Consider the following 13,161-nt stretch of genomic DNA (forward strand, 5'->3'; position numbering starts at 1 on the left):
ATTTGTTGTGAAGCCATCTTATGAAGAAGATCCGTTTCCGTAAAATGAAACTTTTGCGCCAACCGTTCACCCCAGGCGATCAATCATGGAACGCAATCTGAACATCCCGGGCTTGCTGGCCCGGCTGCGCATGCGCCAAGTGGTGCTGCTGCTTGCCATCGACGACCGCGGCACGCTGCGCGCCGCCGCGCAGCAGTTAAACATCACGCAGTCCGCTGCCAGCAAGATGCTGCACGAACTGGAATCGGCGCTAGGGCAAGCGCTGTTTGAACGGGTAGGCCGAGGGCTGGCGTTGACGCCCGCCGGCGAGTGCGTCATGGGGCATTTTCGTGGCATGCGCGGCACGGTGTCGTCGCTAGCGCGCGAGCTGGATGAACTGCGGCTGGGCAGCGCCGGCAAGCTCTTTATCGGCAGCATCATGGCGGCTTCGCCCAGCCACCTGACCGACGCCCTGCTGCGCCTGAAGCAGACCTATCCCCTGCTGGCCGTTGAGATTTCCACCGGCACCAGCGACCTGCTGATCGCGCAGTTGAATGCGGGCAAGCTGGATGTGGTGATTGGCCGCATGCTGACCCTGTCTGACCGCAACTACGTGTTCCGCCCCATCGGCGACGAGGCCCTGTCGGTCATCGCGGCGGTGGACCATCCGCTGGCCCGCAAGCGGCGCATTGGCTTCGAGGCCATGCAGGCATATCCCTGGATCCTGCAGCCGCAGGGCAGCCCGATGCGCGAGGTGATCGAACACGAGTTCCGCTCGCACAATACGGCGCTGCCGCCGGGGCTGATCGAATCCTCGTCCATCCTGACCACCACCAACCTGGCGATGAAGTCGCACATGCTGGGGGTGATCCCGGAATCGGTCGCCAGCCGGTACGCCCGGCATGGCTTGTTGGCGATCCTGCCTTATCAAATCCAGCAGTCGCTGGCGGCGTTCGGCAGCATCGTGCCGCGCGATCGGCCCTTAAGCGCCGCTGGTCAGCGCTTTGTCGACTTACTGCATGAAAATGCGTGAAGATGGATGCACGTTCCGGAAAAAATGGCATATCGAACAGTACAATCGTGCATTGCGCGATTCGCGCGTTTCACCCGAGGTTTCCCCGTGAGTGCATTGCCCGCCTGTCCAAAATGCCAGTCCGAATTCACCTACGAAGATGGCGGCGGCTACGTTTGTCCGGAATGCGCGCATGAATGGTCGGCGCAAGATGCCGCGCCGCCAGACGACGATGCCCGCGTCTACCGCGATTCGGCCGGCAACGTCCTGCAGGACGGCGACACCATCACCGTCATCAAAGACCTGAAGCTCAAGGGGTCGGGCGGGGTGATCAAGATGGGCACGAAGGTCAAGAGCATCCGCCTGGTCGACAGCGACCACGACATCGATTGCAAGATCGACGGCTTCGGCCAGATGAGCCTGAAGTCGGAGTTCGTCAAAAAAGTCTGACGCGATGCCCGCCATCTTGGCGGGCCCTTCCCTATCGCATGGCAACGCGGTGGGTTACAGCGGGTCTTCCTCTGCCGCTTTCGGCATCAGGTATGCCGTCAGCGTGCTGGACAGGCCGGCCATGATCCACAACACGAAGAACGACACCGTGTAAAAGCCCGTGCGCCCGGTCGGAACATGCCCGAATATCGCCACGTCCAACGGGTCGATCAGGGCGAATATCAAAGCGCTTCCCGCCGCGGCCGCCAGGAACGATGGCCACAATATCCACATCAATGAACGTAAGCCCATCTGTGTCCTCCCGTCAGGGGTTGGCGCGCACGGCGCCAGCGCCTTCGCCCGCTTTCGGCGCGGCCTGTTCAATCACCAGGCCGCGTTTGATCACGCCTTCCACGATAGGTTCGTGGGTGAAGTTGGTATAGGCGAAGTAGATCGTGATGAAGCAACCGACCATGGCCGCGAACGGTCCGGCCATGAGAATCCAGGGCCAGGGTTCGTAGTACCAGGGTTTGGATGCCGGAGCGGTTTGTGCAAGGGTCATGAGGTTTGTCCTTTACGTAGTCAATCAGGCACGTAGAAGCTGGCGGGTTCGTCGGTTTCGATCGGCCGGTTTTCACCATCTTGGCCGCGCGCGCGCAACGTGATGGCGTGCGCGCCGGGTTCGACGCCGGCAGGCGCCCGGATCACCATGGGAACCAGCTTGTTGGCAGCCGGTTCCACGTCAACCACGTCGGATCCCTGCCGGCCCATCATCACGGTCAGCCCGGGCATGCCGTCGGCCGACAGGCGCAGGCGCATGGCCGTGTCCGAGGTGTTGATGATCTGCAGCCGGTAGACGTTTTCGATCTGGCCCCCCGCGACTTCCCGGCCCAACGCCCCGCGGTCGCGGATGACGTCCACCCGCAGCGGGTTGCGCATTGCCAGCGACGCCACGAACGCCACCGCCATGATCAGGATCAGCGTGCCGTAGATCAGTACGCGCGGGCGCAGCAGGTGCGAACGCGCGCTTTTTGCCGACAGGCCATCCTGCATGGCGCGGTCCGACGTGTAGCGGATCAGGCCGGGTTCGTATTGCATCTTGTCCATGACCTGCTCGCAGGCGTCGATACAGGCGCCGCACCCGATGCACATGTATTGCAGGCCTTCCCGGATGTCGATGCCGGTGGGACAGACTTGCACGCACAGGCTGCAATCCACGCAATCGCCCAGGCCGGCTGCTTTGTGGTCGACCTTGCGCGAACGGCCGCCGCGCGGATCGCCGCGACGCTTGTCATAGGTGACCACGAAGGTGTCAGGGTCGACCATCACACTCTGGAAACGAGCGTAGGGGCACATGTACTTGCAAACGGATTCGCGCATGAAGCCCGCGTTGCCCCACGTGGCAAAGCCGTAGAACAGCATCCAGAACCATTGCCATGGCCCCAGCTGCAGCGTGAACAGCTCATGGCCCAATTCGCGGATTGGCGCGAAATAGCCGATAAACGTAGACCCCGTCCACCAGGCCAGCGCGATCCACAGAAAATGCTTGGTGATTTTCAGGCGTGCCTTGCGCCACGTCCAGGGAGACTCATCCAGGCGGATGCGCGCAATGCGGTCGCCTTCGACCTTGCGCTCGATCCACATGAAGATCTCGGTGTAGACCGTTTGCGGACAGGCATAGCCGCAGAACAGCCGGCCTGCCACGGCGGTGAACAAGAACAGCGCCAGCGCCGAAATCACCAACAGCACGGCCAGATAGACGACGTCTTGCGGCCACAGCACCAGCCCGAACAGGTAGAACTTGCGCGCGCCCAGGTCGAACAGCACGGCCTGCCGGCCGTTCCATTGCAACCAAGGCAGCCCGTAGAAAATCAGCTGGGTGATAAAGACGAAGGCGATGCGCCAGCGGGCAAAGATGCCGCTGACGGACCGCGGATAGATCTTGCTGCGTACACCCGCCAGGGTCTGCTCCAGCGTTTCCTGCCCGGGACGCGGCGGCCGCGTGTGCGGCCGCCAGGGCGGCGGGTCGCCGTCAGGCGGCTTGCCGACGCTTGCGGTTGACCCATCTTCCATTTGCTGCTCCGTCCTGTAAGTCCAATGATGTGGGGGCCGCGTGACGCGCCCCCCACTTAAGCACTGCTTGCCGCTTTACTGGGCGACGGCATTCACTGCCGCGCTGGCGGCCACATTCGCCGTCGGGTTGGCGACAGCTGGCGCCACGGTATTGGCGGCAACCGGCGTCGTCGTTGCCGCAGCGCCCTGCGCAGCCGCCCCCGGCTTGTTCGACAGGCCCCACACCCAGGCCGTCAGCACTTTGATCTGCTCGGGGTTCAGGATGTGTTCGTGCGCCGGCATGCGGTTGTCGCGGCCGTCCAGAATCGTCTTCACGATCGTGGCTTCCGAACTGCCGTACAGCCACACGTCGTCCGTCAGGTTGGGCGCGCCCAGCAAGGGGTTGCCCTTGCCATCCACACCGTGACAGGCCACGCAATAGTTGGCGAACTCGCGCTTGCCGCGGAAGACACGGATGTCGTCCGAAGTCAGGCCGGACAGCGAACGCACGTACTGGGCGATATCGCCGGCCGTCTTGGCGTCGATGGCCGCCTTCCAGGGCGGCATCACGCCGTGGCGACCCTTGGTGATGGTTTCCATGATGGTTTCGGGTGATCCGCCGTAAAGCCAATCGCCGTCGGTCAGGTTGGGAAAGCTGGGCCCGCCCTTTGCGTCCGAACCGTGGCACTGCGCGCACGTATTCAAGAACAGGCGCTGCCCCATATCCAGGGCGGCCTGGTCCTGCGCCACCTGCGGCACCGTCATGGTTTCGAAGCGCGCGTAGATCGGGCGCACGGCCTCGGCCATCTTGGCCTGGTGCCGCGCGACTTCCTCGGTGCTGCTGTAGCCCAGTTGGCCCTTGTATGAACCCAGGCCCGGCATGAAGAACAGGTAGCCCAGGGCGAACAAGCACGCCAGCAGATACATCCAGGTCCACCAGGTGGGAACCGGATTGTTAAGCTCGGTCAGATCGCCGTCCCAGACATGGCCGGTGTCTTCGACCTGGCCGCTGGCGGGCTTGGTGCTGAGCCAACGGCGCTGCGTATACAGCAGCCACACGCACCAGACCACGCCGCCCACGGCGACGACCGAGATGAAATACCCCCAGAAGCCATTTACGAAATCGCTCATGACCGATTCGCTCCATCTTGTTGTTCCTGGCCGAACTCGTCGGGCAGGGCGAACGGCAGCATGGCCGATTCGCGGTTGGCACCCTGGCGACCGCGCGAGCAGGCCCACCAGACGATGCCGAAAAAGGTTGCCATGGATATGGCGGTGACGATCGCGCTCAGGTAGCCCACCATGATCAGCCTCCCGTTGCCGCTTGCGCGGCGGGTTGCGCCGCCGACTGCGCGGTCGGCTGAGCGGCTTTCTTGGCGTCTTCGGCCTTCTTGGCGTCTTCGGCCAACTTGGCTTGGGCCTTGCGCACGCCTACGCCCAGCGCTTGCAGGTAGGCAACCAGCGCGTCCTCTTCCGTCTTGCCTTCGATGGCCTTGGGTGCGGCCTCGATGTCGGCATCGGTGTAGGGGACGCCCAAGGCGCGCAGCGCCCGCATGCGCTCGGCCACGTTCTGGCCGGTGATGACGGTTTTTTCCAGCCAGGGATAGGCGGGCATGTTCGACTCTGGCACCACCTTGCGCGGATCGCGCAAGTGGATACGGTGCCAGTCGTCGGAGTAGCGCTCTCCGACGCGGGCCAGATCCGGGCCGGTGCGCTTGGAGCCCCACAGGAACGGATGATCGAAGACCGATTCCGCCGCCGTCGAGTACGAGCCGTAGCGCTGCACTTCCGCCGCCAGCACGCGCACCTGCTGCGAGTGGCAGCCGACGCAGCCTTCACGGATGTAGACGTCGCGGCCCATCAGCCGCAAGGGGCTGTAGGGTTCCACGCCGGCGACGGGCTGGGTCGTGCTGTGCTGGAAGAACAGCGGAACGATCTGAACCAAGCCCGCGAAGGACACCACCAGAATGCTGGCGATGATCATCCAGCCGATGTTCTTCTCAAGCGTCTGGTGAGAAAAGAAGCCAGGTTTCTTGTTGGCCATGATGTCCTCGTCAAACAGTAGCCGGCACGGCGGTCGCAGCGACCGACGGGCGAGCGGCATGGGGATCGTCTTGCGGAATGGCGGGGTTGACCGGTTGCGCGCCGCGCACCGTCATCCACACGTTCCAGGCCATGACGAACACGCCGGACAGGAACAACGTGCCACCCAGCAATCGGATCAGGTAGTACGGGACGCGCGTCTTCAGTTCTTCGACGAAGCTGTAGACCAGCGTGCCGTCGGAAGCCGTGTCGCGCCACATCAAGCCCTGCTGCACCCCGGCGATCCACATGGCGGCGATGTACAGCACCACGCCAATGGTCGCGATCCAGAAGTGCAGTTCGATCGCCTTCACGCTGTGCATCTTTTCGCGGCCATACAGGCGCGGGATCAGGTAGTACAGGGAACCGAACGAAATCATGGCAACCCAGCCCAGCGCGCCCGAGTGCACGTGGCCGATAGTCCAGTCCGTGTAGTGCGACAGCGCGTTGACCGTGCGGATCGACATCATCGAGCCTTCGAACGTCGACATGCCGTAGAACGACAGCGCGGTGACCATGAACTTCAGGATCGGATCGGTGCGCAGCTTGTACCAGGCGCCCTGCAGGGTCATGATGCCGTTGATCATGCCGCCCCAGGAAGGCGCCAGCAGAATCAGCGAGAACGTCATGCCCAGCGACTGGGTCCAGTCCGGCAGCGACGTGTACAGCAAGTGGTGCGGGCCCGCCCACATGTACGTGAAGGCCAACGCCCAGAAGTGAACGATGGACAGGCGGTACGAATAGATCGGGCGGCCGGCCTGCTTGGGCACGAAGTAATACATCATGCCCAGGAAGCTGGTGGTCAGGAAGAACCCCACCGCGTTATGGCCGTACCACCACTGGACCATGGCGTCCTGCACGCCGGCGTATGCCGAGTACGATTTCCACAGCGACACCGGCATTTCGATGTTGTTGAAGATGTGCAGGATGGCGATGGTCAGGATGTACGAGCCGAAGAACCAGTTGGCCACGTAGATGTGCTTGGACCGGCGCTTGATGATGGTGCCGAAGAACACGATGGCGTAGGCCACCCAGACCAGCGTGATCAGGATGTCGATCGGCCATTCGAGTTCGGCGTATTCCTTGCTGCTGGTGAATCCCATCGGCAGCGTGATTGCCGCGGCGACGATGACGATCTGCCAGCCCCAGAACGTGAACGCGGCCAAGGGGCCACAGAACAGGCGTGCCTGACAGGTGCGCTGGACGACATAGTACGAAGTCGTGAATAGCGCGCTGCCGCCGAAGGCGAAGATCACCGCGTTGGTGTGCAGCGGGCGCAGGCGGCCGTAGCTCAGCCATGCGATATCAAAGTTCAACTGAGGCCAAATCAGCTGCGCGGCGATAAAAACGCCCACAGCCATGCCGACAATGCCCCAAACCACCGTCATGAGCGCGAACTGCCTCACGATCTTGTAGTTGAAGGTATCGGCCTTGCTTGCGATTGCGGCGCAATCGTTCATCACCCTTCCCCTAAAGTAACAAATAGCTCCAGGCTCAGATGATGGGACTAGTCACACAAGTCGGCGTTGATATGGATCAAGCGCCAGCTGGCCGGGCGGGGAACGCGGCGTGGGCACAACGGAACAGCAACGTTATCAATGAATGTTGCAGACGAAGCGACGCAAAAACGGGCGATGGCCCGTTTATTGGCGCGGCAGCGCGCTGGCGCTTAGCTGCGGCCGGCGGGACCGCTGTCGTCGTCGCGCAGGATGGCCGTTCCGGCATTGTCGGTGTCGTCGTATTGACCGTTGAACACGGCCCACCATAGCGATATGCCGATGGCCAGCACGAATAGCAGGGACAGCGGCAGCAACAGGTACAGGATGGTCATTGCGCGGCTTCCAGCATGCCCGAATGGGCGGCGGCGCCGGACCAGTCGCGGCGGCACAGGCGCCAGGAGTTGTAGGCCACCGCCAGCGACGAGACCAGCATGGTGATCGCGGCCAGCCATGGGGTGACCCACCCTACCAGCGCCAGCGGCGTCATGAGCAGGTGCCAGACCAACGACCCGTACAGGTTCTGGCGGGCCTTGTGGCGCGCCTGCTGCAAAAGCGCGTCCAGCGCGGCATCGGACATGGCGGGATGCGCGGCCAACGCCGAATGCGCCGACGCCATGGCCGTGGGCACTGCCATCGACATGGCGCAGGGGCAGCTCATGACGAGCAGCGCCACCATCACGGGGATGCTATGCGCCGCATCGATATAGGCCCAGCCCGCGGCCGCGGCCAGCGCCAGCGCTACCTGGGCCATGACAAAGCGGGATGCCAGCCGGTCGGCGCGAACGCCCAGGTCCAGGCGCTGCGCCTCGACCCGTTCGTGCCTTCGGCCGCCCGCGGCGCCGCCAAAGGATTGGCGGGCGCAGAGTTCCAAATAGCGCGCAGTCAGCAGGAAAGCCACGAACATCGTGACGGAATCGAAGTAGACCTCGCCGCGGCCCGTCCAGGTGGCGTGGACGCTGGGGATGAAGGCGGCGACGATGCCAAGCGCCACCGGCACGTCCATGCCGGCGCGGCCGTGGCGCAGGTTGTCGCCGGCATGACGCCAGATGGGCCAGGCCGAATACAGCACCACGGGGAGGGTCAGCGCGAAGCTGGCCCAGTTCATCAGGACGATGGCCCAGTCCAGCGTTTCGAGGGCGTCGGCAGGCATGCTGTCGTGCCGCAAGTAGCCGGGCCACGCGAACATCATGACCTGCATCATCGCCAGCCAGGCCAGCGACAGGCGCACCAGCGCGTGACGGCGCTGCTGGCGGTCGGCATCGGACAGGCACGCAGGGACGGCGAAGATCGATTTTGCTCGCATGCGCCGATGGTACCCAGCGCGTCGGAGGGACGCCTTGATCTGGATCAAGGCGCTTTGCGCCCGTGCAAGGGAGCAAAGCGTCGGCCGCGTCAGGGGCGCTGCTGGCGCAGCACGTCCACCACGGCGCGCGTCAAGACGGCCAGGTCGTCGTCGGCGATGGTCAATGCCGGCGTCAGGTAGACCACGTTGCCGAACGGGCGCACCCAGACACCGGCCTCGACCAGCCGGCGCTTCAGGGCCTCGCGGTCGGCGATGCCGTCCAGTTCCACCACGCCAATCGCGCCCAGCACGCGCACGTCGCGCACCCAGGGCAGATCGCGGCAAGGCGCCAGGCCGGCCGCCAGCGCCGTCGACAGCCCCTGCGCCTGCGCCAGTCGGGGTTCCGACTCGAACAGGTCCAGCGATGCGTTGGCCGCCGCGCAGGCCAGCGCATTGCCCATGAACGTGGGGCCGTGCATCAGCGCGTGCGCCGGATCGTCGGACCAGAATGCGTCGAACACCCGGTTGCTGGCCACCGTGGCGGCCAAGGGCAGCGTGCCGCCCGTCAACGCCTTGGATAAGGTGATGATGTCGGGCCGGATGCCGGCCTGTTCGAACGCGAACATCGTGCCCGTGCGCCCGAATCCCGTGAAGATCTCGTCGAAAATCAGCAACAGCCCGTGGCGGTCCGCCAGCCGGCGCAGGCGGCGCAGTACTTCCGGGTCGTGCAGCAACATGCCGCCCGCGCCCTGCACCAGGGGTTCGACCAGAATGCCGGCCAGTTGCGGCGCGCGCGTTTCCAGGAATTGGTCCAACGCCGCCGTGGCGGCCTCGTCCCGGGGCAGGTCAACGATGTCGTGTTCAGCCAGCATGCCGCGGTACAGGCTGTGCATGCCGTCTTCGGGGTCGCACACCGCCATGGTGCCGAACGTGTCGCCGTGGTAGCCGCCGCGAAACGCCAGGAAGCGGCTACGGCCGCGTTCGCCCTGGTTCAGCCAGAACTGCACCGCCATCTTCATGGCGACTTCCACCGCCACCGAGCCGGAATCGGTATAGAAGACGCGGTCCAGCCCCCGCCCCAGCAAGCCGGCCAGCCGGCGCGCCAGCTTCAGGGCGGGTTCGTGGGTGAGCCCGCCGAACATCACGTGCGGCATGGCGTCCAGCTGCGCCCGCACCGCCTGGGCGATGTGGGGATGGTTGTAGCCGTGGCAGGCCGTCCACCAGGATGCCACGCCGTCGATCAGGCTGCGCCCATCGGCCAGTTCCAGCCGGCTGCCGTGGCTACGCACAACCGGCAACGGCGGCGTGGCCGTCTTCATTTGGGCATAGGGAAGCCAGATATGGGGTTGGCCCTGGGCCACCCAGTCGGGCGTGTGCATGATGGGACTCCACAAAAAAAACGGCGGCGGGCCAAGGGTTTCCAAAAGGGGGTACCCCCTGGAAACCGGTGCGCGCGCCTCCACTACAATGGCCCGCATTCTACGGCCTGGTGCGGGCGTCCCCCCTGCCCGGCCGCTGCCGGATCGATTGATGTCAAAGCTGGATTCCCTGTTTTCCTCCGAGTTGGCCGCCGCCGACGACCGCCGCGTGCGCCGCCGCCTGCGCACCGCCTCGGCCGCGCCGCCGGGCCGAATCGTGCTGAACGGCGCCCCCGTGCTGAATTTCTCAAGCAACGACTATCTGGGCCTGTCCAAGCACCCGCTGCTGGTCGAACGCGCCCGGGAATGGGCCGCGCGGCATGGCGCCGGGGCTCAGGCCTCGCGTCTGGTCTGCGGCAACCTGGATCTGCACGAGCAGGTGGAAGCCAAGCTGGCCCGCCTGAAGGGCACCGAGGCCGCGTTGCTGCTGGCTTCGGGCTGGCAGGCCAACGCCGCCGTGCTGCCCGCGCTGCTGCGCGCGGCCGCCGCCCGGGGCGAGGTCGAGTTGTATGCCGACAAGCTGAACCACGCCAGCCTGCACCATGGCTGCCAGGCGGCCGGCGTGAAGCAGATCCGCTTCCGGCACAACGACCTGGGCCACCTGGAGCGCCTGCTGGCGGCTAGAGCCGAAACGGGGTCGGATAAGCCTCCCGTTACCCGATTCATCGTCACGGAAAGCGTGTTCAGCATGGATGGGGACCGGACCGATGTCGCCCGGCTGGCCGCTTTGGCCGACCGTTATCAGGCCTTCGTCTATCTGGACGAGGCCCACGCGACCGGCGTGCTCGGGCCTGGCGGCATGGGGCTGGCCGGGTTGGCGCCTGGCCGCATTGACCTGGCCATGGGCACGTTCAGCAAGGCGCTGGGCGGATTCGGCGCCTATGTGGCGGGATCCCGTGCGCTGTGCGACTACCTGATCAATACGTGCTCGGGGTTCATCTACACCACGGCGTTGCCGCCCGCCGTCCTGGGCGCGATGGATGCCGCGCTGGACCTGGTGCCCACGCTGGACGCCGAGCGCGCGCGGCTGGAGGCGGCGGGCGCCCACTTGCGCGCCGCGCTCCAGGGCCTGGGGTTGGACACTGGCGGGTCGTCCACGCAGATCGTGCCCGCCATCGTGGGTGACGCGGGCCGCGCGTTGGCGATGGCGGCCGATTTGGAGCGCCGGGGCTTGCTGGCCGTGGCGATCCGTCCGCCCACCGTGCCCGCCGGCACCAGCCGGCTGCGGGTCACGCTCAGCGCCGCCCACCGCGACACCGATGTGGAGCAATTGATCGCCGGCTTCGCGGCGGCACTCGCATGACCAAGACCCGCGCCGTACCCGCGGCGCGCCCCACGCTGCTGTTCGTCCACGGTTGGGCCTTCGACGCCTCGGTCTGGGCGCCGCTACGCGCCGAACTGCGCGATTGGCCTCATATAGCCGTCGACGCCGGCTACTTCGGGTCGGCTTCCTTCGCAAAGATCGATGGCCCGGTCATCGCCATCGGGCATTCGATGGGCGTGCTTCGATTGCTGCGGGCGCTGCCCACGGGCTGCATCGGGCTGGTCTCGATCAACGGCTTCCCGCGCTTCAGCGCCGGGCCGGACTTTGACGCCGGCGTGCCGTGCCGCATGCTGGACCGCATGATGAAGCGGTTGTCGGCCGATCCCGCCGCCGTCTTGCAAGAGTTCCGCCAACGCTGCGGCGACGCCTCTGCCTTTGGCGAACCCCAATTGGCGCCCCTGGCACAAGACCTGCAGGCGTTGCGCGACGAAGACCAGCGCGACGCGCTGGCGGCCCTGCCCGCCCCGCTGCTGATCCTGACGGGACAGAATGACCCGATCGTCCCCGCCACGATGACGCAGGCGGCGTTTGCGGCCCGCCCGGACGGCGAGCGGCACGAGCGGGAACAAGGCGGCCATCTGCTGCCGGTGTCGGATGCGCCGTGGTGCGCGCGTCATATCGCCGGATTCATCCGCCGAGTGACCCGGGCGCCACGCGGCCCGCAAATCGCCGCGCGCTTCGGCGCGGCCGCGCCGGGCTATGAAGACCATGCGCCCATCCAGCGTGTCACGGCGGAACGGCTGGCCGCCGATATCGCCCGGCTGCGCCTGCCCCCGCGCCCTCGCATTCTGGAGATCGGCTGCGGCACCGGGCTGCTGACCCGGGCGCTGGCGCGCCGCCTGGGACCGGCCGACTGGACGGTCACCGACATCTCGCCCGCCATGCTGGACACGGTGCGGCGCGGGCCGGGGTTGCCCGGCACGGCCCGTTACCAGGTACTGGACGGCGAACACCCCCATGGGCTGGCGGGCCCGTATGACCTGATCTGCTCCAGCCTGGCCGTGCAGTGGTTCACAGACCTGAACGCGGGCTTGGGCCGCCTGGCCGCGCTACTGGCGCCGGGCGGCCATCTGGCCGTGGCGACCCTGGCCGACGGCACCTTCGACGAATGGCGAGCCGCGCACCACGCCGCGGGCCTCGTGGCCGCCACGCCACGCTATCCCGCCCGCGCCGCCATCCGTCCGGCCATGGGCAATCTGGCCGGTGGCGTGCGTGGCGAACGGCTGATACAAAATCATCCTGACGGCCTGACTTTCCTGAAGGGCCTGAAAGGCATCGGCGCCACCACGCCCGCCCCCGGTCGCGCGCCGCTTGGCCCGACCGCGCTGCGCCGCGTGCTGGCGGCATTTGACGAACAAGGAGCCACGGTGACGTATCACCTGGCCTACGGTATGTGGAAAAAAACGACGCAACGCCCCACGGGGGTTTTCGTGACCGGCACGGACACCGGCATCGGCAAGACGCTGGTGTCAGCGATCCTTGCGCGCGCCTGGAACGCCGACTACTGGAAGCCGGTGCAAACCGGCGTGTCCGAAGAACCCGGCGACACCGACACCGTCGCGCAATTGGCCCGGCTGCCGCCCGAACGCCTGCACCTTCCCGCCTACGTGCTGCAGGCGCCGCTTTCGCCCTGGGCCGCCGCCACGCTGGAAGACACGGTGGTTGACGCCACCACCATCGTGCCGCCGGCGACCCGCGCCCCGTTGATCGTGGAAGGCGCGGGCGGCCTGTACGTACCGATCGACGACACGCACATGATGATCGACCTGATCGCCCGCCTGGACATGCCGGTGGTGCTGGCCGCGCGCAGCGGACTGGGCACGATCAACCACACGCTTTTAAGCCTGGAGGCGCTTAAGCGCCGCGGCATCCCCGTGCTGGGCGTCATCATGAGCGGCCCGCTGTCGGCCGGCAACAAGGAAGCCATCGAACGCTTCGGCGACGTGCGCGTGCTGGCCGAGATTCCGCCGCTGGCCAACGTGGACGCCGCCGCCGTCGACGCGCTGGCGCGCGACATTCCCCCGCTGCAGGAATGCCTGGCGGCATTGGGCGCGGCGCCGGCCGTGGCGGAGTAACCCTGGCGC

At 66.0% G+C, this 13,161-nt stretch carries 14 protein-coding genes; 4 read left to right on the forward strand and 10 right to left on the reverse strand.

Annotated elements, in window-relative coordinates:
• The first annotated feature begins 85 nt into the window (after positions 1 to 85).
• Complete coding sequence (locus ACI0FO_RS08530) at positions 86 to 1,012, forward strand: LysR family transcriptional regulator (protein WP_416025820.1); 927 nt, start codon at positions 86 to 88, stop codon at positions 1,010 to 1,012.
• Between the two features lie 87 nt (positions 1,013 to 1,099).
• Positions 1,100 to 1,441, forward strand: a complete 342-nt coding sequence (locus ACI0FO_RS08535) for a zinc ribbon domain-containing protein YjdM (protein ID WP_416025821.1) — start codon at positions 1,100 to 1,102, stop codon at positions 1,439 to 1,441.
• A 54-nt stretch (positions 1,442 to 1,495) separates the two neighbouring features.
• On the opposite strand, the gene ACI0FO_RS08540 is transcribed toward ACI0FO_RS08535, so the two are convergent.
• The 10 genes from ACI0FO_RS08540 to ACI0FO_RS08585 all read right to left on the reverse strand — a co-directional run bounded on the left by ACI0FO_RS08540 (position 1,496) and on the right by ACI0FO_RS08585 (position 9,714).
• The gene (locus ACI0FO_RS08540) at positions 1,496 to 1,732 is read right to left on the reverse strand and encodes a hypothetical protein (protein ID WP_416025822.1); all 237 of its coding nucleotides are present in this window, start codon (positions 1,730 to 1,732) and stop codon (positions 1,496 to 1,498) included.
• 13 nt (positions 1,733 to 1,745) lie between these two features.
• Positions 1,746 to 1,982: a nitrogen fixation protein FixH gene (locus ACI0FO_RS08545; protein WP_416025823.1), complete on the reverse strand. Its 237-nt coding sequence runs from the start codon at positions 1,980 to 1,982 to the stop codon at positions 1,746 to 1,748.
• A 20-nt stretch (positions 1,983 to 2,002) separates the two neighbouring features.
• Positions 2,003 to 3,493, reverse strand: coding sequence for a cytochrome c oxidase accessory protein CcoG (gene ccoG / locus ACI0FO_RS08550; RefSeq protein WP_416025824.1), 1,491 nt, complete (start codon positions 3,491 to 3,493; stop codon positions 2,003 to 2,005).
• Between the two features lie 75 nt (positions 3,494 to 3,568).
• Positions 3,569 to 4,603 (reverse strand): cytochrome-c oxidase, cbb3-type subunit III, encoded by a 1,035-nt coding sequence (gene ccoP / locus ACI0FO_RS08555; protein ID WP_416025825.1) that lies wholly within the window; start codon positions 4,601 to 4,603, stop codon positions 3,569 to 3,571.
• A complete protein-coding gene (locus ACI0FO_RS08560) occupies positions 4,600 to 4,776 on the reverse strand; it encodes a cbb3-type cytochrome oxidase subunit 3 (RefSeq protein ID WP_105556505.1) in 177 nt (58 codons plus the stop codon). The genes ccoP and ACI0FO_RS08560 overlap by 4 nt, the downstream gene beginning before the upstream one ends.
• A gap of 2 nt (positions 4,777 to 4,778) precedes the next feature.
• On the reverse strand, positions 4,779 to 5,516 hold the full coding sequence (gene ccoO / locus ACI0FO_RS08565; RefSeq protein ID WP_310029932.1) for a cytochrome-c oxidase, cbb3-type subunit II: 738 nt from the start codon (positions 5,514 to 5,516) through the stop codon (positions 4,779 to 4,781).
• Positions 5,517 to 5,526: 10 nt separating this feature from the next.
• Positions 5,527 to 7,014 carry a cytochrome-c oxidase, cbb3-type subunit I gene (gene ccoN / locus ACI0FO_RS08570; protein ID WP_416025827.1) on the reverse strand — a complete coding sequence of 496 codons (1,488 nt, stop codon included), beginning with the start codon at positions 7,012 to 7,014 and terminating at the stop codon, positions 5,527 to 5,529.
• Positions 7,015 to 7,223: 209 nt separating this feature from the next.
• Positions 7,224 to 7,385, reverse strand: coding sequence for a cbb3-type cytochrome oxidase assembly protein CcoS (gene ccoS, locus ACI0FO_RS08575; protein ID WP_416025829.1), 162 nt, complete (start codon positions 7,383 to 7,385; stop codon positions 7,224 to 7,226).
• On the reverse strand, positions 7,382 to 8,356 hold the full coding sequence (locus ACI0FO_RS08580; protein ID WP_416025831.1) for a hypothetical protein: 975 nt from the start codon (positions 8,354 to 8,356) through the stop codon (positions 7,382 to 7,384). The genes ccoS and ACI0FO_RS08580 overlap by 4 nt, the downstream gene beginning before the upstream one ends.
• An 89-nt stretch (positions 8,357 to 8,445) precedes the next feature.
• Positions 8,446 to 9,714, reverse strand: coding sequence for an adenosylmethionine--8-amino-7-oxononanoate transaminase (locus ACI0FO_RS08585; RefSeq protein ID WP_416025832.1), 1,269 nt, complete (start codon positions 9,712 to 9,714; stop codon positions 8,446 to 8,448).
• A gap of 151 nt (positions 9,715 to 9,865) precedes the next feature.
• Here ACI0FO_RS08585 and ACI0FO_RS08590 point away from each other — a divergent pair, with 151 nt between their 5' ends.
• On the forward strand, positions 9,866 to 11,056 hold the full coding sequence (locus ACI0FO_RS08590; RefSeq protein WP_416025833.1) for an aminotransferase class I/II-fold pyridoxal phosphate-dependent enzyme: 1,191 nt from the start codon (positions 9,866 to 9,868) through the stop codon (positions 11,054 to 11,056).
• 659 nt (positions 11,057 to 11,715) lie between these two features.
• Positions 11,716 to 13,152, forward strand: coding sequence for a dethiobiotin synthase (bioD, locus tag ACI0FO_RS08595; RefSeq protein ID WP_416026591.1), 1,437 nt, complete (start codon positions 11,716 to 11,718; stop codon positions 13,150 to 13,152).
• Positions 13,153 to 13,161 lie beyond the last annotated feature (9 nt).

The sequence above is a fragment of the Achromobacter marplatensis genome, from assembly GCF_049060505.1.
Lineage (GTDB): Bacteria > Pseudomonadota > Gammaproteobacteria > Burkholderiales > Burkholderiaceae_B > Achromobacter > Achromobacter marplatensis_A.